The organism is Rhodococcus phenolicus (genome assembly GCF_001646785.1).
GTDB classification, from domain to species: domain Bacteria; phylum Actinomycetota; class Actinomycetes; order Mycobacteriales; family Mycobacteriaceae; genus Rhodococcus; species Rhodococcus phenolicus.
Genome location: NZ_LRRH01000071.1, coordinates 31,751 through 53,460 on the forward strand (window position 1 = coordinate 31,751; position 21,710 = coordinate 53,460).

The 21,710-nt window shown below is 70.2% G+C and carries 24 protein-coding genes; 12 read left to right on the forward strand and 12 right to left on the reverse strand.

The annotated features are described in order from the left end of the window. Nucleotides 1–90: 90 nt before the first annotated feature. Nucleotides 91–873: a helix-turn-helix domain-containing protein gene (locus A8G15_RS19615; RefSeq protein WP_068163351.1), complete on the reverse strand. Its 783-nt coding sequence runs from the start codon at nt 871–873 to the stop codon at nt 91–93. Nucleotides 874–1,007: 134 nt separating this feature from the next. Here A8G15_RS19615 and A8G15_RS19620 point away from each other — a divergent pair, with 134 nt between their 5' ends. Further along, nucleotides 1,008–1,337, forward strand: coding sequence for a DUF1330 domain-containing protein (locus A8G15_RS19620; protein WP_068163357.1), 330 nt, complete (start codon nt 1,008–1,010; stop codon nt 1,335–1,337). Here the strand turns inward: A8G15_RS19620 and mug are convergent. From mug to A8G15_RS19635, 3 genes are all read right to left on the reverse strand, one after another. Beyond that, on the reverse strand, nt 1,334–1,936 hold the full coding sequence (gene mug, locus A8G15_RS19625; protein ID WP_068163358.1) for a G/U mismatch-specific DNA glycosylase: 603 nt from the start codon (nt 1,934–1,936) through the stop codon (nt 1,334–1,336). The genes A8G15_RS19620 and mug overlap by 4 nt on opposite strands. Before the next feature lie 19 nt (nt 1,937–1,955). Next, nucleotides 1,956–3,323: a carotenoid oxygenase family protein gene (locus tag A8G15_RS19630; RefSeq protein WP_245687907.1), complete on the reverse strand. Its 1,368-nt coding sequence runs from the start codon at nt 3,321–3,323 to the stop codon at nt 1,956–1,958. Between the two features lie 176 nt (nt 3,324–3,499). After that, nucleotides 3,500–3,991 carry a nuclear transport factor 2 family protein gene (locus A8G15_RS19635; RefSeq protein WP_068163359.1) on the reverse strand — a complete coding sequence of 164 codons (492 nt, stop codon included), beginning with the start codon at nt 3,989–3,991 and terminating at the stop codon, nt 3,500–3,502. 230 nt (nt 3,992–4,221) lie between these two features. Between A8G15_RS19635 and A8G15_RS19640 the strand changes: the two genes are divergently transcribed. Both A8G15_RS19640 and A8G15_RS19645 read left to right on the forward strand, forming a co-directional pair. Next, nucleotides 4,222–5,169 (forward strand): restriction endonuclease, encoded by a 948-nt coding sequence (locus A8G15_RS19640; protein ID WP_068163362.1) that lies wholly within the window; start codon nt 4,222–4,224, stop codon nt 5,167–5,169. A gap of 110 nt (nt 5,170–5,279) precedes the next feature. Further along, complete coding sequence (locus tag A8G15_RS19645; protein WP_068163365.1) at nt 5,280–6,008, forward strand: DUF1906 domain-containing protein; 729 nt, start codon at nt 5,280–5,282, stop codon at nt 6,006–6,008. A 12-nt stretch (nt 6,009–6,020) separates the two neighbouring features. Here the strand turns inward: A8G15_RS19645 and A8G15_RS19650 are convergent, their stop codons facing one another. Further along, nucleotides 6,021–6,386, reverse strand: a complete 366-nt coding sequence (locus tag A8G15_RS19650; protein ID WP_068163368.1) for a hypothetical protein — start codon at nt 6,384–6,386, stop codon at nt 6,021–6,023. Between the two features lie 102 nt (nt 6,387–6,488). Further along, the gene (locus A8G15_RS19655; protein WP_068163371.1) at nt 6,489–7,334 is read right to left on the reverse strand and encodes an Rv1157c family protein; all 846 of its coding nucleotides are present in this window, start codon (nt 7,332–7,334) and stop codon (nt 6,489–6,491) included. A gap of 389 nt (nt 7,335–7,723) precedes the next feature. Between A8G15_RS19655 and A8G15_RS19660 the strand changes: the two genes are divergently transcribed. Beyond that, nucleotides 7,724–9,007 (forward strand): mannosyltransferase, encoded by a 1,284-nt coding sequence (locus tag A8G15_RS19660; RefSeq protein ID WP_425415110.1) that lies wholly within the window; start codon nt 7,724–7,726, stop codon nt 9,005–9,007. Here A8G15_RS19660 and A8G15_RS19665 read toward each other — a convergent pair. Further along, on the reverse strand, nt 8,952–9,239 hold the full coding sequence (locus A8G15_RS19665) for a 4a-hydroxytetrahydrobiopterin dehydratase (protein WP_068163373.1): 288 nt from the start codon (nt 9,237–9,239) through the stop codon (nt 8,952–8,954). The two genes, A8G15_RS19660 and A8G15_RS19665, sit on opposite strands and share 56 nt — an antisense overlap. 51 nt (nt 9,240–9,290) lie before the next feature. On the opposite strand from A8G15_RS19665, the gene A8G15_RS19670 reads away from it, so the two are divergent. After that, the gene (locus A8G15_RS19670; RefSeq protein WP_068163376.1) at nt 9,291–9,692 is read left to right on the forward strand and encodes a (deoxy)nucleoside triphosphate pyrophosphohydrolase; all 402 of its coding nucleotides are present in this window, start codon (nt 9,291–9,293) and stop codon (nt 9,690–9,692) included. Between the two features lie 8 nt (nt 9,693–9,700). Here the strand turns inward: A8G15_RS19670 and A8G15_RS19675 are convergent, their stop codons facing one another. After that, entirely contained in the window at nt 9,701–9,919 is a 219-nt protein-coding gene (locus A8G15_RS19675; RefSeq protein WP_068163379.1) for a hypothetical protein, read from the reverse strand. 525 nt (nt 9,920–10,444) lie between these two features. On the opposite strand from A8G15_RS19675, the gene typA reads away from it, so the two are divergent. The 5 genes from typA to A8G15_RS19695 all read left to right on the forward strand — a co-directional run bounded on the left by typA (nt 10,445) and on the right by A8G15_RS19695 (nt 15,994). Continuing rightward, on the forward strand, nt 10,445–12,331 hold the full coding sequence (gene typA / locus A8G15_RS19680; protein WP_068163449.1) for a translational GTPase TypA: 1,887 nt from the start codon (nt 10,445–10,447) through the stop codon (nt 12,329–12,331). Between the two features lie 74 nt (nt 12,332–12,405). Then, complete coding sequence (locus A8G15_RS19685) at nt 12,406–14,349, forward strand: ABC transporter family substrate-binding protein (protein ID WP_211270203.1); 1,944 nt, start codon at nt 12,406–12,408, stop codon at nt 14,347–14,349. Beyond that, nucleotides 14,346–15,227 carry an N-acetyl-1-D-myo-inositol-2-amino-2-deoxy-alpha-D-glucopyranoside deacetylase gene (mshB, locus tag A8G15_RS19690; RefSeq protein ID WP_156665476.1) on the forward strand — a complete coding sequence of 294 codons (882 nt, stop codon included), beginning with the start codon at nt 14,346–14,348 and terminating at the stop codon, nt 15,225–15,227. Before A8G15_RS19685 ends, mshB begins: the two co-directional genes overlap by 4 nt. 101 nt (nt 15,228–15,328) lie before the next feature. Continuing rightward, on the forward strand, nt 15,329–15,487 hold the full coding sequence (locus A8G15_RS31170; protein WP_169833916.1) for a hypothetical protein: 159 nt from the start codon (nt 15,329–15,331) through the stop codon (nt 15,485–15,487). 66 nt (nt 15,488–15,553) lie between these two features. Beyond that, on the forward strand, nt 15,554–15,994 hold the full coding sequence (locus tag A8G15_RS19695; RefSeq protein WP_068163381.1) for a hypothetical protein: 441 nt from the start codon (nt 15,554–15,556) through the stop codon (nt 15,992–15,994). Here A8G15_RS19695 and A8G15_RS19700 read toward each other — a convergent pair. The 4 genes from A8G15_RS19700 to A8G15_RS19715 form a co-directional block, all read right to left on the reverse strand. Next, nucleotides 15,957–16,691 carry a uracil-DNA glycosylase gene (locus A8G15_RS19700; protein WP_068163457.1) on the reverse strand — a complete coding sequence of 245 codons (735 nt, stop codon included), beginning with the start codon at nt 16,689–16,691 and terminating at the stop codon, nt 15,957–15,959. The genes A8G15_RS19695 and A8G15_RS19700 overlap by 38 nt on opposite strands. Then, a complete protein-coding gene (locus A8G15_RS19705) occupies nt 16,688–18,229 on the reverse strand; it encodes a PH domain-containing protein (RefSeq protein WP_068163383.1) in 1,542 nt (513 codons plus the stop codon). The genes A8G15_RS19700 and A8G15_RS19705 overlap by 4 nt, the downstream gene beginning before the upstream one ends. Then, complete coding sequence (locus A8G15_RS19710; protein ID WP_068163385.1) at nt 18,226–18,702, reverse strand: PH domain-containing protein; 477 nt, start codon at nt 18,700–18,702, stop codon at nt 18,226–18,228. The genes A8G15_RS19705 and A8G15_RS19710 overlap by 4 nt, the downstream gene beginning before the upstream one ends. Before the next feature lie 123 nt (nt 18,703–18,825). After that, nucleotides 18,826–20,274 (reverse strand): MFS transporter, encoded by a 1,449-nt coding sequence (locus tag A8G15_RS19715; protein ID WP_068163386.1) that lies wholly within the window; start codon nt 20,272–20,274, stop codon nt 18,826–18,828. Nucleotides 20,275–20,479: 205 nt separating this feature from the next. Here A8G15_RS19715 and A8G15_RS19720 point away from each other — a divergent pair, with 205 nt between their 5' ends. Both A8G15_RS19720 and A8G15_RS19725 read left to right on the forward strand, forming a co-directional pair. Continuing rightward, a complete protein-coding gene (locus A8G15_RS19720; RefSeq protein ID WP_068163388.1) occupies nt 20,480–21,421 on the forward strand; it encodes a LysR family transcriptional regulator in 942 nt (313 codons plus the stop codon). Nucleotides 21,422–21,513: 92 nt separating this feature from the next. Beyond that, nucleotides 21,514–21,708 carry a hypothetical protein gene (locus A8G15_RS19725; RefSeq protein ID WP_068163389.1) on the forward strand — a complete coding sequence of 65 codons (195 nt, stop codon included), beginning with the start codon at nt 21,514–21,516 and terminating at the stop codon, nt 21,706–21,708. The last annotated feature ends 2 nt before the right edge of the window (nt 21,709–21,710 follow it).

Consider the following 21,710-nt stretch of genomic DNA (forward strand, 5'->3'; position numbering starts at 1 on the left):
GGTGCCCTCCGGATCCGGTTCACGATGGGTGCTTCGACGCTACCGCGTCGCGGCGTGGCGCGGCACGGGTTCGGCGGGCGGGAGCTCGGGTCACCTGCCGAGCAGTACGCGGGCGGTCGCGTCGTCGGCGGGGTAGAACGCCTCGATCGCCAGCTCCGACACCGTGACGTCGAGGGGCGTGCCGAACAGTGTGGTCGTACTCAGCAACGACAGCTCGCCGTCGTCGGACCGCAGCCGCAGCGGGACCACGAGCGCGGCGCCGTCGCCGTGGTCGGCGCCGTCGCCGCCGGGATAACCCTCGAGTTCGGCGTGCAGCCGCATCAGCTCGGGGTCGCCGCTCGCCGCGATCTGATGCCGGAGCCGGGCCAGCAGATGCGCCCGCCACTGGCCGAGGTTCGCGATCCGCGGGGCCAGGCCGTCGGGATGCAGGGTCAGCCGCAGCACGTTCACCGGCGGCTCGATCAACGACGGTGCGCAGTCGGCGACGAGCGCGACGACGGCGTCGTTCGCGTCGATCATCGTCCAGTGCCGGTCCACGACCAGCGCGGGGAACGGCATGTGTGACGTCAGGATCCGGCCGATCGCGTCGGACACGGCGGCCATCGGCACATCGCCGAGCCGATGCTCGGGATATGCCGGCGCGAGGCCCGCCGCGAGCAGCAGCGCGTTGCGCTCGCGCAGCGGAAGGTCCAGGTGGTCGCTGAGCTCGAGCAGCATCCGGCGGGACGGCTTCGACCGGCCCGTCTCGACGAAACTGACGTGCCGCGCCGACACCCCCGCCAGGTTCGCGAGAGCCAACTGGCTCAGTCCGCGACGTTCCCGCCAGTGCCGCAGCAACGCACCGGCCGATTCCCGCTGCACAGAGGAGGTCATGGGCTCGACCGTAGAGGGCCGGGGGAGCCGTTGCCATTACCTCTCAGGTAATCGATTCGGGTCACCGGACGCGGCAGGCTCGTCCGTGCACCCACCGACTCGGTGTACCCACCGACAACACCACGGGAGAAACCATGACCGCCTACGCCGCTGCCCATCTGCGTTCCGTCGACTTCGGCCCCGACATCGTGCGTTACCTGCAAGAGATCGACGCGACCCTCGACGAGTTCGGCGGCCGGTTCCTCGTACACGGCGTCGACCCGGAGGTCGTGGAAGGACCGTTCCCCGGGAACCTGATCCTGGTCGAGTTCCCCGACATCGAACACGCCCGCGCGTGGTACGCCTCGCCGGGCTACCAGGCGATCCTGCCGTTGCGGACCGAGAACTCCGACGGCGTCGCGATCCTCGTCGAGGGCGTCGCACCCGGCTACCGCGCGACGAACTTCCTCGCGAAGGTGGACTAATGGGTGGTGTGCCTATGTGGCGCCTCCAGTGGCCACAAAGGCACACCGGCGAGCATCGCCGGCTCCGCGTAGGCGGCGGCGAGCGAGTCGACGGTGTCGTGGGCGTTGAGTCCGCTCGGGTTCGGCACGACCCACAGCGGCACACCACCGATCGTCTCCTCCTGCCGGCCCGCCACCGCCTTGCGGCGGCCGAAAGCGGTGCGGTACGCGGTGATTCCCGCGACCGCGACGACCCGAGGGTCGAACTCCGCAACGACCGCGGCGAGTCGCCCGGCGCCGGCGCGCAGTTCGTCGGCGGTCAGTTCGTCGGCGCGAGCGGTCGCACGCGGGGCCAGGTTGGTGATGCCGACGCCGCGGTCGAGCAGGTGCTGCCGGTCTTCCGGGCTCATTCCCGAGCCGGGATCGATCGGGCGGGTGATGATCCCGGCCCGCAGCAGCGCGGGATAGAACCGGTTGCCGGGGCGCGCGAAATGCGCGCCGGTCGCCGCGGTCCACAGACCCGGATTGATCCCGACGAACAGCAACCGGCACCCCGGCCCGATCAGGTCGGGGACGACGGTGTCGCGAAACGACTCGAGCTCTGCGCGTGTGAAACCCACGGCTCCACCGTAGGCGGTGTCAACCGGCGGGCAGCCAGGCCCCGTGCAGTCCGGCGGGCACCCGGATCGGCAGCCGCACCCGCGCGAGCGGACCCGAGGCCGGATCCTCGGCGGGGAAGACGAGGAACCAGCTCGTCAGGTCCGCACGATCGGTCGCGACGGCTCCCCAGTATCCGGGACCACCGGCCGAGCTCGGCAGGTAGGAGGGTTCGCCCACCCCGAAGCCCGGGGCCCGCCACTCCGTTTCGGAGCCGGCGGTGACGTCGAACCAGAACAGCGCGTCGGCGTCACCCGCGGGCAGTGCCTGCGTGCCGGTGCTGCCGACGGTCGCGACGACCCGGTGTTCCCCGGTGACCAGCCTATCGTCGACTCGGGGGAACTCGATAGCGCGTTCGTGCAGGGTGGTGCGGGTGACGCCGCCGTCGCCGATCACCGCGCGCCGCAACGCACTCGCGTTGGGTTCCCGCGATTCCGCGAAGCCGCCCGGATAACGCCATTCGACGTAGTCGAGTGCGACCGAACCGTCGGGAAGATCGAAGGCGTTGGCGGTGTGCCACATCCAGAACGCGTCGGTGGTGTGCCATCGGACGGCGCTGCCGTCGCGGGGAATCAGCGCGATGCGCACACCCAGATCGGGCTGCCATCGCAGCGGCGACCCGCCGCTGAAGATCTCCCCGAGGTCGAACACGAGCGGCGCGAGCACCAGCACGATACAACGCTGCGTGAGCGCCATGTCGTGGATCATCAGTGCCCGATCGGTGCCCTCGACGGGGGTGGGGCCGCGGGTCACCGTGCCGTCGGCGCCGATCACCGACCAGGTCAGATAGGGGGACTCGAAGGAATAGCAGAACGACACCATCTCGCCGGTGTGCGGATCGATCTTCGGGTGTGCAGTGAGCGCGACGGGAGCTGCGCCGCCGAAACTTTCACGTCCGAGTGTTCCGAGGTCAGGCCCGAGCGCATAGGCGGGCGCGGCCTCCGCGAGGGCGAGCAGCCGGCCGCGGTGCCGGACCACGTTGATGTCGGGGAGGTCGCGGAACGTGTTTGCGAGATCGGGGCCGACCTCCTCGGCGGGCGGGAAGTACGGATCGGTCAGGCCCGACCACAGCGCGCGCCCGGCCTCCTCCTCTGCGACGACCTGCGGCGTGCGAACGAACCTGTTGGTGTAACACGCTGTACCGCCGTCCAATTCGATGCGATGCACCATGGCGTCACCGTCGAGCGGATAGACGTACGAGCCGATCGGGTCGAACCGGGGATTCGGTCCGTTGCGCAGATAACTCCCGTGCAGGTCGGTGGGGAGTTCGCCTGCGACCTCGAGGCCGCGGACGTCGACCTCCTCGCGCTGCGGTGCGAACAGACCGCTCAGGTGCGGGTGGTGTGCCATGTCGATCGGTGCCGGACGGGCCACGGATGTGATCGTAACGGTCGCGGCGGTGTGGTGGTCGGAATCGGATTCGTTCCGGGCCGCCCACACCGATCCGGGTGCGCCGGGCATGCAGGCTCCCAGCGCGATAGAGCAAGCAGCACGAACTCGTCGCCGACGTACGCCTGTAGGCCGGCTCAGCGCCCGTACCTGTCCCACCAGATCCGGGCGTCCTCGGGCAGGGTGCCTGCGTCCTGCGCGGCGCGGCACCAGCCCTGCGCCATCCGCAGGAAGTTCATCGGGTTGTAGGCGTCCTCCTCGTAGCTCCACAACCCGTCGCCCCCGTAGTGCAGGATCGTGATGTTCGCCGCCGCGTGGTGCGAACCGTCGCCCGGATCCTCCATCGGGTTGTCGATCTCGGCGATCACCCAGCCGCGGTCGGTATCGACCACCGACCAGTTCGCGGGAAACGCGGTCATCCGGTTCCCGGGGAATGCGCCCATCGTTCGGATCACCCACTCGCGGATCGCGGCGCGGCCCTCGAACCGGCCGTAGGCGTGTTCGTAGTAGCGGGCGTCCTCGGTGAAGCGGTCCGCGAACAGACCCCAGTCGCCGGTCCGCCGCGCGTCCGCGGACGCCTGCTGGTACAGCGCGAACGCATCTTCGAGTTCGCTGTGACTCCACCCCATGTCGAGACTCACCCCGTTCCGCACCCACCCGGGTGCCCCTCCCGCTGCCGGTACGCCGTGCCCGGCGTGGTCTGCGTCACTATCGCACGACCATGGCCCTCCGCGCCGACCGGTCCCGGGCGATGGGAGCGTGTGTGTGCACCGCCGTCCCCCGGCCGATCCGCTAGGGTGAATCCGACGTGCAGGATCGAGAGCGGTGCGGAGTCATTCCGCACGCGATTGGGGAAGGTGTGCAGCGCCGGAACGTGGTCGGAGCCTCCGCCGAAAGCTCGGTCGACGACGAAGTCGCGCTGCCGCCGTACACGGATCTGTTGTGGCCCACCCTGCAAGCGGTCATCGCGCTCGGCGGGTCCGGCGTCATCGAGGAGATCGACGCCGAAGTGATCGACCGTGCCGGGCTGCCCGACGCGGTGCGGACCGTGCTCCACGGCGACGGCCCCGGCACCGAGATCGAATACCGGGTCGCGTGGGCCCGGACCTATCTCAAGGGCATGGGCCTGCTGTCGAACACCCGCCGCGGCGTGTGGAGCGTGACGGACCGGGGCCGCGCGGTGCGCGAATCCGAGATCAAGCCCATGCAGGTCGCGTACACCGCGGAGAAGCGCCGCAAGCGGCTGGTCCGCAATGCGTCGTCGGGCGCTCAGGTCGTGCCGCTCGTGGCGGCACCCGAGGATCCCGAACTCTGGCGCGAACCGGTCCTGGCCGCGGTCGCGGAGCTGCCCGCCGACGGCTTCGCCCGGATGGTCAGCTCGGTGTTGCGCGCCGCCGGGTTCACGACCCTGACGATCCCCGCGCCCGGTTCCGTGCCGGACACCGAACCCGACGACGCGGACGCCGCGGTCGAGGGCACGGGCGTGCTGAGGATCTCGCTGCTCAGCTTCTCGGTGTTCTTCCGTTTCGTACGCGGACCCGAGCGGGCCGGCGCCGACGTCGTCCGTGAGTTCCGTGCCGCCATGGTCGGTCGCGGCGACAAGGGCCTGCTCGTCTCCACCGGCTCGTTCACCGACGACGCCCGCGCCGAGGCGCACCGCCACGGCGCGCCCCCGATCGACCTGATCGACGGCGACGGTCTGTGCGACCTGCTCAAGGAACACGGTCTCGGGGTGCGCACCACGGTGCGGACGGTCGAGGACGTCGCGCTGATTCCGGCGTACTTCGCCGATCTCTCGGGCCGCTAGGCGGGCAGGTACCCGAGGTCCCGGGTTTCGCGTGTTGCCCCTGTGACGGCTGGGGATGTGGTCCAATACCGGATGGTGCTCACCGACCGAACCGGCCGAATCGAGGTGTGATGAGTCTTTCTCGTCGGGAACTGTTGCGGTATGCGGCGATCGGCTCGGGAGCGGTGTGGCTGTCCGTCGTCGCGGCCCCCGGTGTCGCGCAGGGCAGGGAGGTCCTGGGCACGATCGTCGACTATTCGGCGGATGTGCCGTCGCCGCAGTCGATCCGCGCGGCCGGGCACATCGGTGCGATCCGCTATGTGTCGGATCGCCGTCCGGGTGCCGAGTGGATGCTCGCCAAGCCGCTGACCGAGTCGGAGGCCACGGACCTGACCGACAGCGGGCTCGAGGTGGTCTCCTGCTACCAGTTCGGCAAGGCCGAGACCGCGGACTGGCGTGGCGGTTTCGACGCCGGGGTGAAGCACGCGACCCGCGGTCTGGAACTGCACCGCGCGGCGGGCGGCCCCGACGACCGCCCGATCTACGCGTCGATCGACGACAATCCGTCGCCGCTGGACTTCGCGACGATGATCGCGCCGTACCTGCTCGGATGGCAGTCGGTGATCGGCCGGGAGAACACCGGCGTGTACGCGAACTCGCCGACCATCGACCTCGCCGCCGCGGCGCAGCTGGGCTCGTTCTACTGGCAGCACGATTGGGGCACCCCGAAGGGCTATGTGCATCCGCTGGCGAATCTGCACCAGCTGCCCGGGCAGAAGGATGCGATCGACGGGATCGGCATCGACGTCAATCACGTGCTCACCGCCGACTACGGGCAGTGGTCTCTCTCGGCCGTGTAGACGCCCCGGTCCTCAGCTCTGGCAGTGTTGCGCCGGATCACTCTCCGTGGCGGTGACCACGAGCGCGGGATGTTCGGATTCCGGGGCGCTGTGGTTGCCCCGCCACGACAGCAGCGACCACCGGGACAGCCCGGACAAGGCGGACCCGAGACTGCCGAACGACCACGACGACAGGGCCGATCCTGCGGAGCCGATCGAGCCGACGGACAGGATCGAGCCGACGCTGCCGATCGACAGGATCGAGTAGGCGGATCCGATGGACAGGATCGAGCCCTCCGAGCGGATCGACAGGATCGACCGGCGTGAGCCGATCGAGCGGATCGAACGGGTCCGGTCGGTGCTGCAGCGATGTCGTGCACCGCAAGTGGTGTGGGCCATGCTCCGGTCTACCACGTCGTGGCGGCCGATCGAAAGGGCCCGGAAACGACGGGACCGCCGGGGCGTGTGCCCCGGCGGTCCCGATCGAAGAAGGGTTTCGTGTCAGCGCACCGTGACCAGTCCGATGGTCGGCAGGAAGGTGCACGAGCGCGGCTCGGCGTCCGGCTTCTGGGTGGTGATACCGCCCGAGATCACGGCGACGACGTTGCCGGATCCCGTGTCGGCGATCGCGCTGAGCGTGGCCGGGCCGTCCGGATTGATCTTCGCCTCACCGGTGAGCGGCTGCGAGCCGGTCCGGCCGTTGGAGACGTTGAGCCAGCTCACGGTGAGCGGGCTCTCCTGCGTCGGGGCGAGCGGTGCAGTGCCCAGGGCCGTGAACACGAACCCGGTCTGGCCGGCGGCCGGTCCCGGAGGAGGCAGGTGCGACGGCCCGCCCACGGCGAGCGCGGTGCCGACCGAGTCGGCGCCGTCGCCCACGCAGTCCTGGCCGAGGGTCGGGTACAGGAACTGCGAGATGACCACGGTGTTCGGATCCGGGATTTCAGGGCCGCCCCCGCCACTGCCGTCCAGGAACGTGATGACCCGATTGAGCGTCGCCTTGACCGAGTCGGGGAGCTGCGAGTTCGCGAGCAGCTCCTTGGCCTGCGCGAGAAGGTCGTTCTTACCGTCGTCAGCGACGTCGGAGGGTCCCGCAGCGGCGCCGACGATCGCGGGGGCGAGGGACGCGAGGGCCTCGATCTCGTCGGGATTCGCGACCTGGTTGGCGAGAAGGTTCGTCAGCGTCTCGATGGACAGGTCCGCAGGCACCACGACGCCAGGCAGACCGTTCGCGATCTGGGCCAGATCGGGAATGGCCGGGGCCGGTGGAAGCGGTTGCGCGACCGCGTGCGTCGGCACGATCAGTCCCGCGGTGGCGGCGAGTGCGCACGTGATGAGCGCCCGTCGCATTCCTCGAGTACGAAGCACTGTTCCCCATCCTTGTCGTTGACGCCCCCGACGGCCCTGCGGGCCACCGCGAGCTGACGGCTCGAGGAGACACTCTATGTAGGCCCCCCGTTCGGTACAAGCCATAGCGCTTGATTTACGCCGGCGGCATGACCTGCGGGAAGTGTAGTCACAGTGTCTTCCGAATGGTGGTATCCGGTAGACCGTAACCCCTTGCATGCGTTACAGCTGGTGTTGGAGATAAAACTGTTACTCCTGGGACCAGCGTTTTCGGAGCGTCCGTGCCGAGCCGATAGTCTGTATCCCCGGTCCTCGGGTGAGCCGGGGCCCCTCGGATGCTCCGGGCCCTCCCGGATGTGCCCGGGCCGACGACGACGGGAGGCTGCGCCGCAGTGCCACACCCTGTCCGCCCCCCGCGCAGTCCGAATACGCAGAGGCCGGGTTCGCAGCGCCTGTGGTGGTGCGCGGCACTGCTCGTCGTGTCCGTCACCGCCCGGCTGCTGTGGGCATTTCTCACTCCCAACGGCTTCAACCTCGTCGACCTGCACGTCTACGTCGACGGCGCGGCGAGTCTGCAACAGGGCAACCTCTACGACTTCACATACTCCCGGGACACCCCCGACTTCCCGCTGCCGTTCACCTACCCGCCCTTCGCGGCGATGGTGTTCTTCCCGCTGCACTACCTGCCGTTCTCCTTCGTCGGCCTCGCATGGCAACTGCTCACCGTCGCCGCGCTGTTCGGCATCGTCCGGATCGCACTCGAGCTGGTCGTCGGTCCCGACGCGCGCAACGCGCGGTGGACCTCGGTCGCGCTGGCGTGGACCGCGATCGGCCTGTGGACCGAACCGGTCCGGATGACTCTCGACTACGGGCAGGTCAACGTCTTCCTGGTGCTCGGCATCATGTTCGCCGCGCGCAGCAGCCGCTGGTGGGTCTCGGGCGGTCTCGTCGGGATCCTCGCGGGAATCAAGCTGACCCCCGCGATCGCCGGCCTGTACTTCCTCGCGCGCCGCCGCTGGTCCGCCGCGGTGTTCTCCGCCGTCGTGTTCTTCGCGACCGTCGCGCTGAGCGTGCTCGTCCTCGGCGAACAGGCCCGCCTCTACTTCACGACCTTCTTCGGCGACGCCGACCGGGTCGGCCCCGTCGGATCGGTGTGGAACCAGTCGCTGCGCGGCGCACTCAGCCGCATCGTCGGCTACGACGTCGGGACCGGCCTGCTGTGGCTGGTCGCGGTCGCCCTCTCCGCGGCGCTCGCCTACGCCGCGTGGCGGGCACTCGGCCCCGACGACCGGCTCGGCACGCTCGTCGTCGTCCAGCTGTTCGGGCTGCTCGTGTCCCCGATCTCATGGGCGCACCACTGGGTGTGGGTCGTGCCGATGCTGGTATGGCTCGTGTACGGACCACTCGCGCAGCGACGCGGAACCCGCCTGATCGCGGCAGCCTGGGCGGTCGCCACGCTCATCGGAGTGCCGTGGCTTCTCGGCTGGGCCCAGGACTCCATCTGGGACATCTCACGACCCGCCGTCCTGTCGTGGCTCGGCGCGGCGAACGTCATCGGCGCACTCGTGGTCTACGCCTGGATCATCCACACCGGGCGGACACAGCCGCCCCGCGAACCGGTCACTGCCCGGCCAGCGAATCGATCCGACGGGCGAGAGCCGGATCCGACGCCGTGATCCCGCCCGCGGAATGCGTGGACAACGTGTACGTCACCTTCCGCCAGCGAATGTCGATGTCGGGATGATGATTCGCCTCCTCGGCGACCTCGGCCACCCGGGAGACCAACGCGACGGCGTCCGGAAAAGTTGCCGATTCGATGGTCCTCACCAGAGAATTCCCCACCCGGGACCAACCCGGCAGTGCGGCGAGGGCAGCATCGATCTCGGTGTCGGAGAGAAGCTCGGCCATGACCCATTCTGGGACGATCCAGCCCGTGACCGCAACGACGAGGAGCAGCCGATGACCGAGCGCCCGGGAGAAGTGGTGGCCGCCGCGCTGTTCCGCGACGGACTGCTGCTCCTCGCGCAACGCACCCGGCCCGCCGAACTCGCCGGCCTGTGGGAACTACCCGGCGGCAAGGTGGAACCCGGCGAAACCGTCGAGGATGCGCTGCGCCGTGAGCTGCGCGAGGAACTCGGCGTCGACGTCTCCGGCGGCGAACGCATCGGAGCGGCGGTGCCCCTGCCGGACGGCCGGATGCTGTGCGCCTACCGCGTCGAACTGGTCGCCGGTGTGCCCGCCCCGCTGGAACACTCCGCCCTGCGGTGGGTGGACGCGGCGGAACTGGCGACGGTACCGCTGGTACCCAACGACCGGGAATGGCTACCGGACCTGCAGGAACACCTGCTGCGCAGAAGCTGACGATGCGCTCAGGCCGCGCGGGCCTTCTCGAGTCGCTTCTTGAGTTCCTTCTTGCTGAGATCCTCGTGCTCGATCTTCTTCATCCGCATGATCACCACCGGGCACTTGATGCACCGGGTCTTCTTGCGGCAGCACTTCTTCTTCGGGGTGAGGCTCGCGATCTTGCTCACCTTGACCTTGCCCATCGCGTGCCCACCTGTGCCTTCCACGGACGTGTTCGCGGTCACCCGACCGTGGAAGGCAGGTTAGCATTCCCTTACCGAATTTCGGGGGAGCCGTGCACCGGGAAATTTCCGCGTACCACACAGCGAGGAGCAGCCGACTCCTTGACATCGCGCGACGCCTGCACCTGTCTTCCCACACCGTCCAGGACCATCTGAAGGCGGTGCCCACGAAGAGGGGGTCACGAGCCGACGCGAACTGATGTCGACGGTCTTCTTCGATCGCTACACCGGCCGGAAGAACAGCGCGGTCGGGTGGGACGGCTGGTTCGACGACGCGGTCCCGCGCACCGAGTAGACGTGTCGAACATCACCCCTGGCGGCTCGAGCTGGGGCGATCGCGACTCGTCGGCGTGGGCACGCTCCGGCGGCCTGTAAGATATACGAGGCCGCAGTGCCTGCGCGGGCCGGTTCCGGTCGCGTCGGGTGTCTCGCATTCGCGTCGCGGCCACCGAGACGAAACGCCGTACGGGCGAGGTGCCGACCGGGTCCAGTGCCGTGTGGCCGGACTACAGCCAGGAGAGCCATCGCGTGAGCACCGCTGATTTTCGGAACGTCGCCATCGTCGCGCACGTCGACCACGGAAAGACCACCCTCGTCGACGCCATGCTGCGCCAGTCGGGCGCCTTCGCCGAACGTGCGGAACTCGTCGACCGGGTCATGGACTCCGGCGACCTCGAGCGCGAGAAGGGCATCACCATCCTCGCGAAGAACACCGCCGTGCACCGCCACCACCAGGACGGTTCGGTGACGGTCATCAACGTCATCGACACCCCCGGCCACGCCGACTTCGGTGGCGAGGTCGAGCGCGGCCTGTCCATGGTCGACGGCGTCGTGCTGCTCGTCGACTCCTCCGAGGGGCCGCTGCCGCAGACCCGCTTCGTGCTGCGCAAGGCGCTCGCCGCGTCGCTGCCGGTGATCCTGGTCGTCAACAAGACCGACCGGCCCGACGCCCGGATCGCCGAGGTCGTCGAGGAGAGCCAGACGCTGCTGCTCGACCTCGCCTCCGACCTCGACGACGAGGCCGCCGAAGCCGCCGAGCTCGCCCTCGAGCTGCCCGTCCTCTACGCCTCGGGTCGTGAGGGCAAGGCCAGCCGGAAGCAGCCGGAGAACGGCCAGGTTCCCGACGCGGAGAACCTCGACGAGCTGTTCGAGGTGCTGCTCGAGTGCATCCCCGCACCGAAGGGCGACCCCGAGGCCCCGTTCCAGGCGCACGTCACCAACCTCGACGCCTCCGAGTTCCTCGGCCGCCTCGCGCTGCTGCGCGTCCACAACGGCAAGCTCCGCAAGGGCGACACCGTCGCGTGGATGCACGCCGAGGGCGTCAAGAACGTCAAGATCACCGAGCTCCTCAAGACGGTCGGCGTCGACCGTCAGCCCGGCGACGTGGCCGTGGCCGGCGACATCGTCGCCGTCGCCGGTATCCCCGACATCATGATCGGCGACACCCTCGCCGACGTCGAGAACCCGGTCGCGCTTCCGACCATCACCGTCGACGAGCCGGCCATCTCGATGGTCATCGGCACCAACACGTCGCCGCTCGTCGGCCGCGTGAAGGGTCACAAGCTCACCGCCCGCATGGTGAAGACGCGCCTCGACACCGAGCTCGTCGGCAACGTGTCGCTGCGCGTGCTCGACATCGGACGCCCGGACGCATGGGAGGTGCAGGGCCGCGGTGAGCTCGCCCTGGCTATCCTCGTCGAGCAGATGCGCCGCGAAGGCTTCGAGCTGACCGTCGGCAAGCCGCAGGTGGTCACCCGCACCGTCGACGGCAAGCTGCACGAGCCCTACGAGGAACTGACCATCGACAGCCCCGAGGAGCACCTCGGCGCGATCACCCAGCTCCTCGCGAACCGCAAGGGCAAGATGGTCCAGATGACCAACCAGGGCACCGGCTGGGTCCGGATGGAGTTCATCATCCCGTCGCGCGGTCTGATCGGTTTCCGGACCGACTTCCTCACCGAGACCCGCGGCACCGGTATCTCCAACGCGATCTTCCACGGCTACGCACCGTGGGCCGGCGAGATCCGTGCCCGCCACACCGGTTCGCTCGTCTCCGACCGTGCCGGTTCGGTCACCCCGTTCGCGATGATCCAGCTCGCCGACCGCGGCACCTTCTTCGTCGATCCGGGCGCCGACACCTACGAAGGTCATGTCGTCGGCATCAACCCGCGCGCCGAGGACCTCGACATCAACGTCACCCGCGAGAAGAAGCTCACGAACATGCGCTCGTCGACGGCCGACGTCATGGAGACGCTCGCCAAGCCGATCGAGCTCACCCTCGAGGCTGCGCTCGAATTCTGTGCCGTCGACGAGTGCGTCGAGGTCACGCCGGAAGCGGTGCGCGTCCGTAAGGTGCATCTGTCGGCCACCGACCGCGCCCGCGCCCGCTCGCGCGAGAAGGCCCGGAACAAGTAGAAGTCCGGACGGTGGTGCCCCGGACGAACCGGGGCACCACCGTCCGAGGCCGTTTCCGACGGAGGGAGGCTCGGTTGTTGCGTTCGCGCGTCCGGAGACGGCGGTGGCCACTGATCATCGCCGGTATCACTGCTCTGGCCACGGGGTTGTCCGGCTGCACCGCCGATCCGCCCCCGCCGATCGAACAGACCGAGCCGACCCCGACCCCGGCACCCGTGCCCAAGCGCAACACGGTCGTCGTCGCGATCGACGACATCGGCGCCGGGTTCAACCCGCACCTGCTCGCGGATCAGTCGCCGGTCGGCAACGCCGTCGCCGAACTGGTGCTGCCGAGCGCGTTCCGGCCCGTGCCGAATCCCGAGAACCCGGCGCTGGTGGACCGGGTTCCGGACGAGTCGGTGCTCGTATCGGCCGAGGTCACCTCCGAGAACCCGTTCACGGTCACCTACCAGCTGCGCACCGACGCCCAGTGGTCGGACAGCGCGCCCATCGCCGCCGAGGACTTCCGCTACCTGTGGCAGCAGATGATCACCCAGCCCGGGGTCGTCGACCCGGCCGGCTACCGGCTGATCGACGATGTCGCGTCGTCCGGCGGCGGCAAGACCGTCACCGTGACCCTGCGCGAGCCCTATCCGGCGTGGCGTGAACTGTTCACCGATCTGCTGCCCGCACACCTGGTCAAGGACACACCCGGCGGATTCGCCACCGGACTGGCCGAGTCCATCCCGGTGTCGGGCGGCCGGTTCTCCGTCGAATCGGTGGACCGCGGCCGCGGCGAGATCCTCCTCGAACGCAACGACCGCTTCTGGGGACTCCCGGCGCGACCCGACGAGATCCTGCTGCGCCGCGGTGGCACCGATTCGCAGCTCACCGATTCGATGCGCACCGGCGACGTGCAGGTCGCGCAGATGCACGGCGGCTCGGCTCTGCTCGCCCAGCTCGGTGCGGTTCCCGGCGTCCGGGCCGGCACGCAACTGCAACCGCGCACCCTCGACCTGGCCCTCAACGCGCGCACCCCCGAATTCGCCGATCCGCGTGTGCGCCGCGGCGTGCTGGGCCTGCTCGACCCGGACCTGCTCGCCACCGTCGCGGCGGGAACCGAATCCGCGGTCGTTCCCGCCCGCGCCCAGGTGCTTGCGCCTTCGGACCCGGGTTACGCACCGTCCATGCCGCCGCGACCGACCCGCGAACAGGCGCTCGGACTGCTCGCCGAGGCCGGGTACCTTCCCGCGGCGCCGTCGGCGCCGGCCGAGGATCCGGGAGATACACCGGCCGGCGCCGTGACGACCACGTCCGGGCCCGCGACCACCTCGGCGGAACCGGCGCCGGCACCCGAGACCGAAACCCAAGGGCTGCTCGTCCGCGACGGCGCACCCCTGAACCTCGTGATCGGTGTCGCCGAGGACGCCGGCGTTCCTCTCGCGGTCGCGCGCACCGCCGCCGACGTCCTGCGCGGCGCCGGCATCCGCGCGACGGTGACCGCGCTGCCCGCCGACGAACTGTACGGTGAGGCTCTCGTCGAAGGCCGCGTGCACGCCGTCGTCGGCTGGATGCGCGCCGGGAACGATCCGGCGACGGCCGCGCTCTCGCGGTTCGGGTGCGTCCCGCTCCCGGCCGCCGAGGCCGGGGAAGCGCCGTCGCCCGCCGGTGGGTCGGCACCCGACCCCGCCGTGCCGACCGCAGCCGAACCGACCACGGCCGAACCGACCACCTCCGCCGCGGAACAGGCCCGGAGCGACCTCGTGAAGGCGCTGGTCGAGGCCCCGAGCAATCTGAGCTCGGTGTGCGACCCGACTCTGACCGCCGGCCTGGACGCCGCGATCCGCGGTACCGGCGACGTGCACGAGATCCTGACGGACGCCCAGCCGAAGCTGTGGGATCTCGCCGTGAACCTGCCGATCGTGCAGGACCGTACGGTCGTCGCGGCCGGCCCCGGAATCGACGGCGTATCACTGGCCGGCGCGGTACCCGCGGGTGTCGTCGCCGACGCCGACAACTGGTGGAGGACCACACCGTGACCGACGCTGCCCGCCGGCTGCTGCTCGTGCATGCCCATCCCGACGACGAAACCCTCACCACCGGCGGTGTCATCGCCCGGTACGCGGCCGAGGGCGCCGAGGTCACCGTCGTGACCTGCACCCTGGGCGAAGAGGGTGAGGTCATCGGCGACGACTGGGCGCAACTCGTCGCGGACCGTGCCGATCAGCTCGGCGGCTACCGGATCCTCGAACTGACCCGCGCGCTGGCCGCGCTCGGTGTCGCCGCGCCGCGCTTCCTCGGCGGCGCGGGGCGCTGGCGGGACTCCGGCATGGCGGGCACCCCGTCGGCGGAGAATCCGCGAGCCTGGGTCAACGCGAACCCGGACGAGGCGGTGTCCGCGCTCGTCGCCGTCGTCCGGGAACTGCGCCCGCACGTCGTCGTCACCTACGACCCGGTGGGCGGCTACGGACATCCCGATCACATCGCGGTGCACGAGAGGGTGACCGCCGCGGTCGAGGCCGCCGCCACCGACGCGTATCCGGAGGCGGGGGAGCCGTGGGCGACACCGAAGCTGTACTGGACGGTGACCGAGGACAGCGCCCTGCGGGACGGGCTCACCGCACTCGGTGACGTCCCCGCGGGGTGGGCCGTACCGAGGGCCGGCGAACTGCCGAGCGTGCCGGACGAGCGGGTCACCACGGTCGTGGACGTGAGCGCGGTGCTCGACGCCAAGCGGACCGCCATGGCCGAGCACGCGACCCAGGTGATCGTCGCGCCCGGCGGCGCCGCGTTCGCGTTGTCGAACCTGATCGCGCAACCGGTGTTCGCGGAGGAGCACTTCGTGCTGGTGCGGGGCACGCTCGGGGCCGTGGACGGGTCCGGCCGGGAACGTGACCTCTTCGCCGGCCTGACGTAGGGTGACCGCAGTCACCGGGAAGGTGACGACGATCACACCCGGTCGCAAGGTGACTCTGATCACAGTCGCCGGACGGCCGGACTGCGCACAGGGAGGTGCGGATGTACAACTGGTCCGTCCAGAACCAGATCGTCGCGTTCGTGGATTCGTTGCGGCCGTACGCCGATCAGATCCACGCCGACTACTACCATGCGCTGTACAGCTTCGCGGATCAGCAGAGTCACCTGCTGACGATGCTCGGCTACCCGCCGGTTCCCTGATCGGGACCCTCGCGATATGCGCCCCCGATGTGCGCGGGAGCGGTCCGTAGGCGCACTATCGACACCATGACGGTCGATCCCGCCACCGCAGCACCCGACGCGCCCATCCCGGCCGGCGACGCCCCACCCCGGACGGGGGTCGTGGCGTTGCTCGTCGTCGACGGCCTGATCTGCGCGGTGCTGTCCGTGCTGTTCCTCGGCATGTACATCGGGTCGGTGCCGTTCCCGATCTCGATCCTGGTGGCCGCGATCGTGAATCTGCTGCTGGTGATGGCGGTACGAACCGAGACCGGATCTCTGGGGAAGTCGACGTGGCCGCTCGTGGCGTGGACCGTCGGGTTCGTGTTGTGCCTCGCCGGTGGGCCCGGCGCCGATCAGCTCGCGGTCGCGGACTGGCGGATCCTGCTGCTGCCGATCGCGGCGCTCGGCCCGGCCGGCATGTACCTGTTCAGCGCGCGGATCAACGCCATCACGAACGCAGTCCGGCAGTCTCGGCCGCAGAAATGAGTACGTCGGTCAGCATCGCCGGGGTCAGCCGCCCGGTGAACGTGTTCTGCTGACTGACGTGATAGCACCCGTGCAGGTGCAGGGGAGCACGGTCCGCCGATGCTCCCGCCAACTCGACGTGCGCGCCGTGCCCGAATCGCGGGCGAGGACGCGGGATCACCCAGCCGGCGTCGGCGAGAACCGGCAGCAGTGCCTGCCATCCGAAACCACCGAGCACGATCACCGAGCGCAGGGTCGGGGTCAGCAATGTCAGTTCCCGATCCAGCCAGTGGCGGCACGTGTCGCGCTCGACGGTCGTCGGCCGGTTCGCGGGCGGTGCACAGTGCACCGGTGACGTGATCCGGGTGCCGCGCAGCACGAGACCGTCGCCGGGGCGCGTCGCCGTCGGCTGTGATGCGAGTCCCGCCTCGTACATCGCGGCGTACAGGAAATCGCCAGCGCGGTCGCCGGTGAACATCCGGCCGGTGCGGTTGCCGCCGTGCGCGGCCGGGGCCAGACCCACGATGAGCAGCGCCGCGTCGGCCGGGCCGAAGCCCGGCACCGGACGACCCCAGTACTCCTTGTCGCGGAATGCGGCGCGTTTGTCGCGGGCCACCTGCTCGCGCCACGCCACCAGCCGTGGGCAGGCCCGGCAGTGCACGAGCCGGTCGTCCATCTCGGCGAGCGTGCGCAGATTCTCGTCGGGTGGCCACGTCATCGCTGCCTCCCCACCCACACGTCGCCGGCACCGGGGGTGACGGCCTCGACCAGCGCCCACGCCCGGTCCACCGGGAGATCCAGGACCTCGTAGTGCCCGACACCTGCGGGGGTCGCGGCGACGACGGTCGCGACCCCGGCACGACGCTGGAAGAACGTCTGCCGCACGGTCCACCCGATGATCCCGTCGGCTTCGAGGCACACCCGCTGCCGGTCCAGCGATCCGCTGCGGGTGATCAGCCAGCCGGGCCGGACGGCGTGTCCGAGGCTGCGGTACCGGTCCCATGCCAGCACCACCGCGACCGGGACGAGCAGGCCGGCACCGATCCACACGGCCGCGGGCACCGTCCGGCCGGTGACCGCCGCCGCGACGGCCGCGGCCGCGAGTACGGCGAGCACCGGCCCCGCCGCCCGGGTGTAGCGGCGTCGCCGCGCGGCCGGGCCGTGCGGCTCCAGCGGCGTCTCCGGCAGTGCCGGGTCGCGCACCACGGCCGTCGCGACGCGATGCGCCTCCGCTGCCGGAGCCGCGGGTAGCAGCAGTGACGATTCGCCGCGCTCTGCCGCGACCCCCGTCATGATCGCGTCGAGACGGGCGCCGCCGGCGATCCGCAGCGCGAGCGGTTCGCGCAGCACCGCGCCGCGCAGCCGCGCCCGATCCAGGGTGGAGTGCCGGACCCGCAGCAACCCGTGGCCGATCCGCAGCGCGTGGCCGTCGTCGGTGACCAGCAGATTCCCATAGAGCAGCAGGTACCGCACGCAGGCCGCGGCACTCGCGATCGCGAGCAGCACCACGACCGCGACCGCGACCGCGACGACGGGCCCGGCCGTGGTGGCCCACGAGATGCCGCGTTGCACGGTGCCGGACTCGGCGAGGGTTTCCCCGATCCCGTACTGGAACGCCAGGCCGACGACCGCGGCCACGGCGACGAGACCGGTTGTGGAGAACGGCGCGTAGCGGACCCAGGACGGTTGCAGGCGAGCCACTTCGATTTCGGTGCGGGCAGCCGGTGTGGTCGTGCCGACGGGGTCCTCGGGGGCGGGGTGAGCGGACAGCAGCGCTTCCCGCAGTGCCGGCACGGCGCCGATCGCGAGGCCGTCGAGTTCGAACCGGTTCCGGTCGTGGCCGCCCCCGGTGGCCTGGCCGGTGCCGATCCGCACCGACGCGAGCCCGAGCAGCCGGTGCATGACGCGACGATCGACGTCGACCGACCGGATCCGGCTGCGCGGAATCGACAGCACCTGCCGTTGCAGCAGCCCGCGACGCAACTCGACGTGCGCCGGGCCGATCCGGTAGGTGGTCGTGAACCAGCGCAGCACACCGATGACGACGAGCACCGCGGCGACCGCCAGCCCCCACCCGTGATTGCCGCTGCTGCTGCCGACGATCACCGACACGGCGAGCACCGGCAGCAGCCGCAGGATCTCCTGGACGGGGTGGATCAACAGCATCCGGCGGTCCAGGCGCAGCCACGGCTGGTCGGCTTCGGCGGCGAGCGCGGCCGGGCTCTCCGATTCGGGGGGTACGGATTCGATGCTCACGTCGCGTCGACCCCGTTGCGGCCGGCGATCTCGGTGAGCCGCGCCGCGGTGGCGTCGGCGACCGCGACGTCCAGTGCGGTGATCTCCACGGCGCCGGCCGACGATGCGGTGGTGACGGTGACCGTGGCCAGACCCAGCCACCGGTCGATGGGCCCGCGCTCGGTGTCGACGGTTTGGATCCGGGAGATCGGGGCGATGCGGCGTTCCTGCGTGAACCATCCGGATCGGGTGTAGACGGCGCTGTCGCTGATCTCCCAGCGGTGCACCCGGTATCGCCAGACCGGGACGATGCCGATGTGGGTGGCGGCCAGCGCGACCGTTGCGACCGCGGCCGCGAGGTGCCACGGGCCGTGACCAGCGTCGACGATCGCCCACACGATCTGTGCGGCGACGATCGGTATCCACAGCAGCGCGGCGTTCACGGCCCACAGCACCCGGGCCTTCGGGCTCGGCCGCCAGGCCGGATCGTCCATCCGCGCCGGGACCGGTGGAACGGTCCGGGCGCCGGGGCTGCCCGTGTCGGAATCCCGTCTCAATTCGTGCTCCTCGTCGCTGCGGCGGTAGCCCCGAGTATCGCGCAGTGCCGAGGCCGGGGCTCACACCTTCGATTCGGCGGGTGATTCCGCTCCTGCGTCCGCGGACTCCGGCGACCCTGCCCGGCGTCCGGGAATCGTCAGCGTGATCGCTGCTGCAACGAGAGCGGACACGAGGCCGATCGCCAGGATGGCGAGGAAGCCGGTCTCGGAGGGGACCGGGTGACCGGCGAACTCGACGGTCAGGTGCGCGAGCACCACCCCGGTCACCGCGGCGGACACGGTGTTCCCGATCGAGCGGATCAGCGTGTTGACGCTCGTGGCGGACGAGATCTCCGATGCCGGCACCGCGCCCATGATCAGCGCGGGCAGCGCGGCGTAGGCCAGTCCGACCCCCGCGGCGATGCTGCACGTGACGACCAGCAGACCCCAGGACGAGTTCATCGCGATCAGGGACAACCCGTATCCCGCCGCGATGACCAGGCAACCCGCGAACAGCGTGACCCGGGGGCCTCGGAAGGACATCAGGCGCGCGGCCAGGGGAGCGGCCGCCATCATCACGATCCCGGCGGGCGCGCACCACACGCCCATCGCCACCATCGACTGGCCGAGTCCGTGGCCCGTCTCCGCGGGCAGCTGCCGGATCTGTGGTACGACGAGCGACTGGATGAACAGTGAGAAGCCGATCACGGCGGTCACCGTGTTGGTCAGGAGCACCTGTCGTCCCGATGCGACGGCGAGGTCGACGAGCGGATCGCGGGTCCGCCGTTCCCACAGCGCCCACGCCGGCAGGACGACGATCGCACCCGCCGCGAACGCGAGGGTCACCCCGCTCGTCCACCCCCAGTCCCCGCCCTTGGACAATGCGAGCAGCAGGAAGACCAGGCCCGCACCCAGACCCACCGCCCCGAACCGGTCGAAGCGACGACCGGTGGCGTGCGCGGGCGTGTGGGGCACGAACCAGCGGATGAGCACGGCGATCAGCACGCTGAGCGCGCCGACGCCCCAGAACAGGGCGCGCCAGTCGGCGTGCTCGGCGACCACCGCGGCGAGCGGCAGACCGAGCGCGCCGCCGATTCCCATAGACGCGCTCATCATGGCGATCGCGGAGGGCAGCCGATCGGGCGGCACCAGTGACCGCAGTGCACTGATCCCCAGCGGGATCATTCCGAATCCCATTCCCTGGAGCGCCCGGCCGACCAGCATGGGCGTCAGGGATGTCGCGACGGCACACACGAACGAGCCCAGGACCAGGGGAATCGTGCAGAGCAGCATCACCCGGCGGGCGCCGAGGAGATCGCCGAGTCGGCCGGTCACCGGAGTGATCACCGCGCCGGCCAGCACGGTCACGGTGACGACCCAGGACGCGTTCGCGGCGCTCGTGTCGAGGAGGAGCGGGAGCTGACCGAGCAGCGGTACCACCAATGTCGACATGAGGGTGGTGACGACGCCGGCGAATGCGAGTCCGCCGACGACGAGGCCGGGGCGGGTCGAGGGCACGGGACTGTCCACGCGGATTCCTTGCCTGTGAGGGAATTTCGGCGCGTCGGTGGAACCCCGACCCTCCGAGGCTATGACGCGCGTCACGTACTCGGCCAATATCGTTCTCGGCGTTCGGTCATGCCGAATCGCTATGGCCGACAGAACTCCGGGCCGATAGAACGCCGGGCCGATAGAACGCCGGGCTGACAGAACGCCGGGCTGATAGAACGCTGCCATGGACACTCACCGGCTCAGGTACTTCCTGAGCATCGCCGAGCACGGATCGATGTCGCGGGCGGCGAACGTGCTCGGAATCGCGCAGCCGGCTCTGAGTCGTCAGGTACGCCGGCTCGAGGACGACCTCGGTGTCACGTTGTTCGTCCGGACCTCCCGCGGAATGGAGCTGACCGAGGACGGCGAACGACTGCGCGCGAGCACCGCCACACCGCTGCGCCAACTGGAACTCGCCCTGCAATACGCGGGGTCCCCGTTGGCGCGCATCGAGAGAGGACTGCGGATCGGCCTGACGGAGACGGCCGCCGGCATTCTCGCGGCTCCGCTGCTCGGTGGTCTGGCCGCGGCGTTTCCCCGGGTGAACTTCTCCGTCACGGTCGCGAACACGGGACGACTCGTCGACGAGTTGATCCAGGAGACCCTGGACACCGCGATCATCCATTCGGTCCCCGACGACCGCTTGTTCTACAGCGATCTGCTGGTCGAGGAGCTCGTCGTCGTCGGGGGGCCCGCATCGGTGCTCGACCCCGCGTGTCCGATCGAGTTCTCCGAACTTTCCGAACTGCCGCTCGTCCTCCCGGCCTCCTCGACCGGGATCGGCAGTGCTCTGGTGAACACCGCGCTGCGCCGGAACGTCACGCTCACTTCCCGGTTCGTGACCGATTCGGTGCAGGCGACGAAGGATTTCGTCGAGGCGGGACTGGCCTATTGCGTCCTGCCCGTGTCCGCGTGCGGAGTCGAGCTCGAGGCGGGCCGGCTGCGCTACGCGCCGCTTCGTGACCCGGCGCCGACGCAGCGCCTCGGTATGGCGGCCACCGGCAGGCACAAGCTTCCCAGGGGGTTCTCGATCAAGGTCGGACTGATCATCAGGGACGAGATCGCCCGACTGGTCGGGTCCGGCCGGTGGCCCGCTCGGATCCTGCCCCCGGCTCCCCGGCCGTGATCGCCGGGCCGGGATGGCGCACAGCCGTTAGGCTCGGTCGTACCCGGCCGGTCCGGTACGCGGGCCGTCCGGTCGAGACGAGGAGGACTGTGATGCCCGGATCAGAGCGCCCCGACGAGTTCGCCGGACTGCCCGAGGCCGACCGCATCGAGCAGGCCACCGACGTCTACGACGACGACGCCGACGACGAGGTGGTGCCGGAAGAGGTTCCGCTCGAGGTCGACCCGGGGGACGCCGTCGAGCAGGCACTGACGGTGCCCGAGGACGAGGACTATCCCAGGGAGTGAGC

Excerpts from the sequence above, each read along its gene's own strand:
- A8G15_RS19695 (WP_068163381.1), top strand. The coding sequence starts at position 15,554 with ATGACGGTCGATCCCGCCACCGCAGCACCCGACGCGCCCATCCCGGCC.
- A8G15_RS19655 (WP_068163371.1), bottom strand. The coding sequence starts at position 7,334 with ATGCGACGGGCGCTCATCACGTGCGCACTCGCCGCCACCGCGGGACTG.
- A8G15_RS19650 (WP_068163368.1), bottom strand. The coding sequence starts at position 6,386 with ATGGCCCACACCACTTGCGGTGCACGACATCGCTGCAGCACCGACCGG.
- A8G15_RS19635 (WP_068163359.1), bottom strand. The coding sequence starts at position 3,991 with ATGGGGTGGAGTCACAGCGAACTCGAAGATGCGTTCGCGCTGTACCAG.
- A8G15_RS19720 (WP_068163388.1), top strand. The coding sequence starts at position 20,480 with ATGGACACTCACCGGCTCAGGTACTTCCTGAGCATCGCCGAGCACGGA.
- A8G15_RS19710 (WP_068163385.1), bottom strand. The coding sequence starts at position 18,702 with ATGGACGATCCGGCCTGGCGGCCGAGCCCGAAGGCCCGGGTGCTGTGG.
- A8G15_RS19670 (WP_068163376.1), top strand. The coding sequence starts at position 9,291 with ATGACCGAGCGCCCGGGAGAAGTGGTGGCCGCCGCGCTGTTCCGCGAC.
- A8G15_RS19645 (WP_068163365.1), top strand. The coding sequence starts at position 5,280 with ATGAGTCTTTCTCGTCGGGAACTGTTGCGGTATGCGGCGATCGGCTCG.
- A8G15_RS19615 (WP_068163351.1), bottom strand. The coding sequence starts at position 873 with ATGACCTCCTCTGTGCAGCGGGAATCGGCCGGTGCGTTGCTGCGGCAC.
- A8G15_RS19700 (WP_068163457.1), bottom strand. The coding sequence starts at position 16,691 with ATGACGTGGCCACCCGACGAGAATCTGCGCACGCTCGCCGAGATGGAC.
- A8G15_RS19665 (WP_068163373.1), bottom strand. The coding sequence starts at position 9,239 with ATGGCCGAGCTTCTCTCCGACACCGAGATCGATGCTGCCCTCGCCGCA.
- A8G15_RS19725 (WP_068163389.1), top strand. The coding sequence starts at position 21,514 with ATGCCCGGATCAGAGCGCCCCGACGAGTTCGCCGGACTGCCCGAGGCC.
- A8G15_RS19630 (WP_245687907.1), bottom strand. The coding sequence starts at position 3,323 with ATGGCACACCACCCGCACCTGAGCGGTCTGTTCGCACCGCAGCGCGAG.
- A8G15_RS31170 (WP_169833916.1), top strand. The coding sequence starts at position 15,329 with ATGTACAACTGGTCCGTCCAGAACCAGATCGTCGCGTTCGTGGATTCG.
- A8G15_RS19620 (WP_068163357.1), top strand. The coding sequence starts at position 1,008 with ATGACCGCCTACGCCGCTGCCCATCTGCGTTCCGTCGACTTCGGCCCC.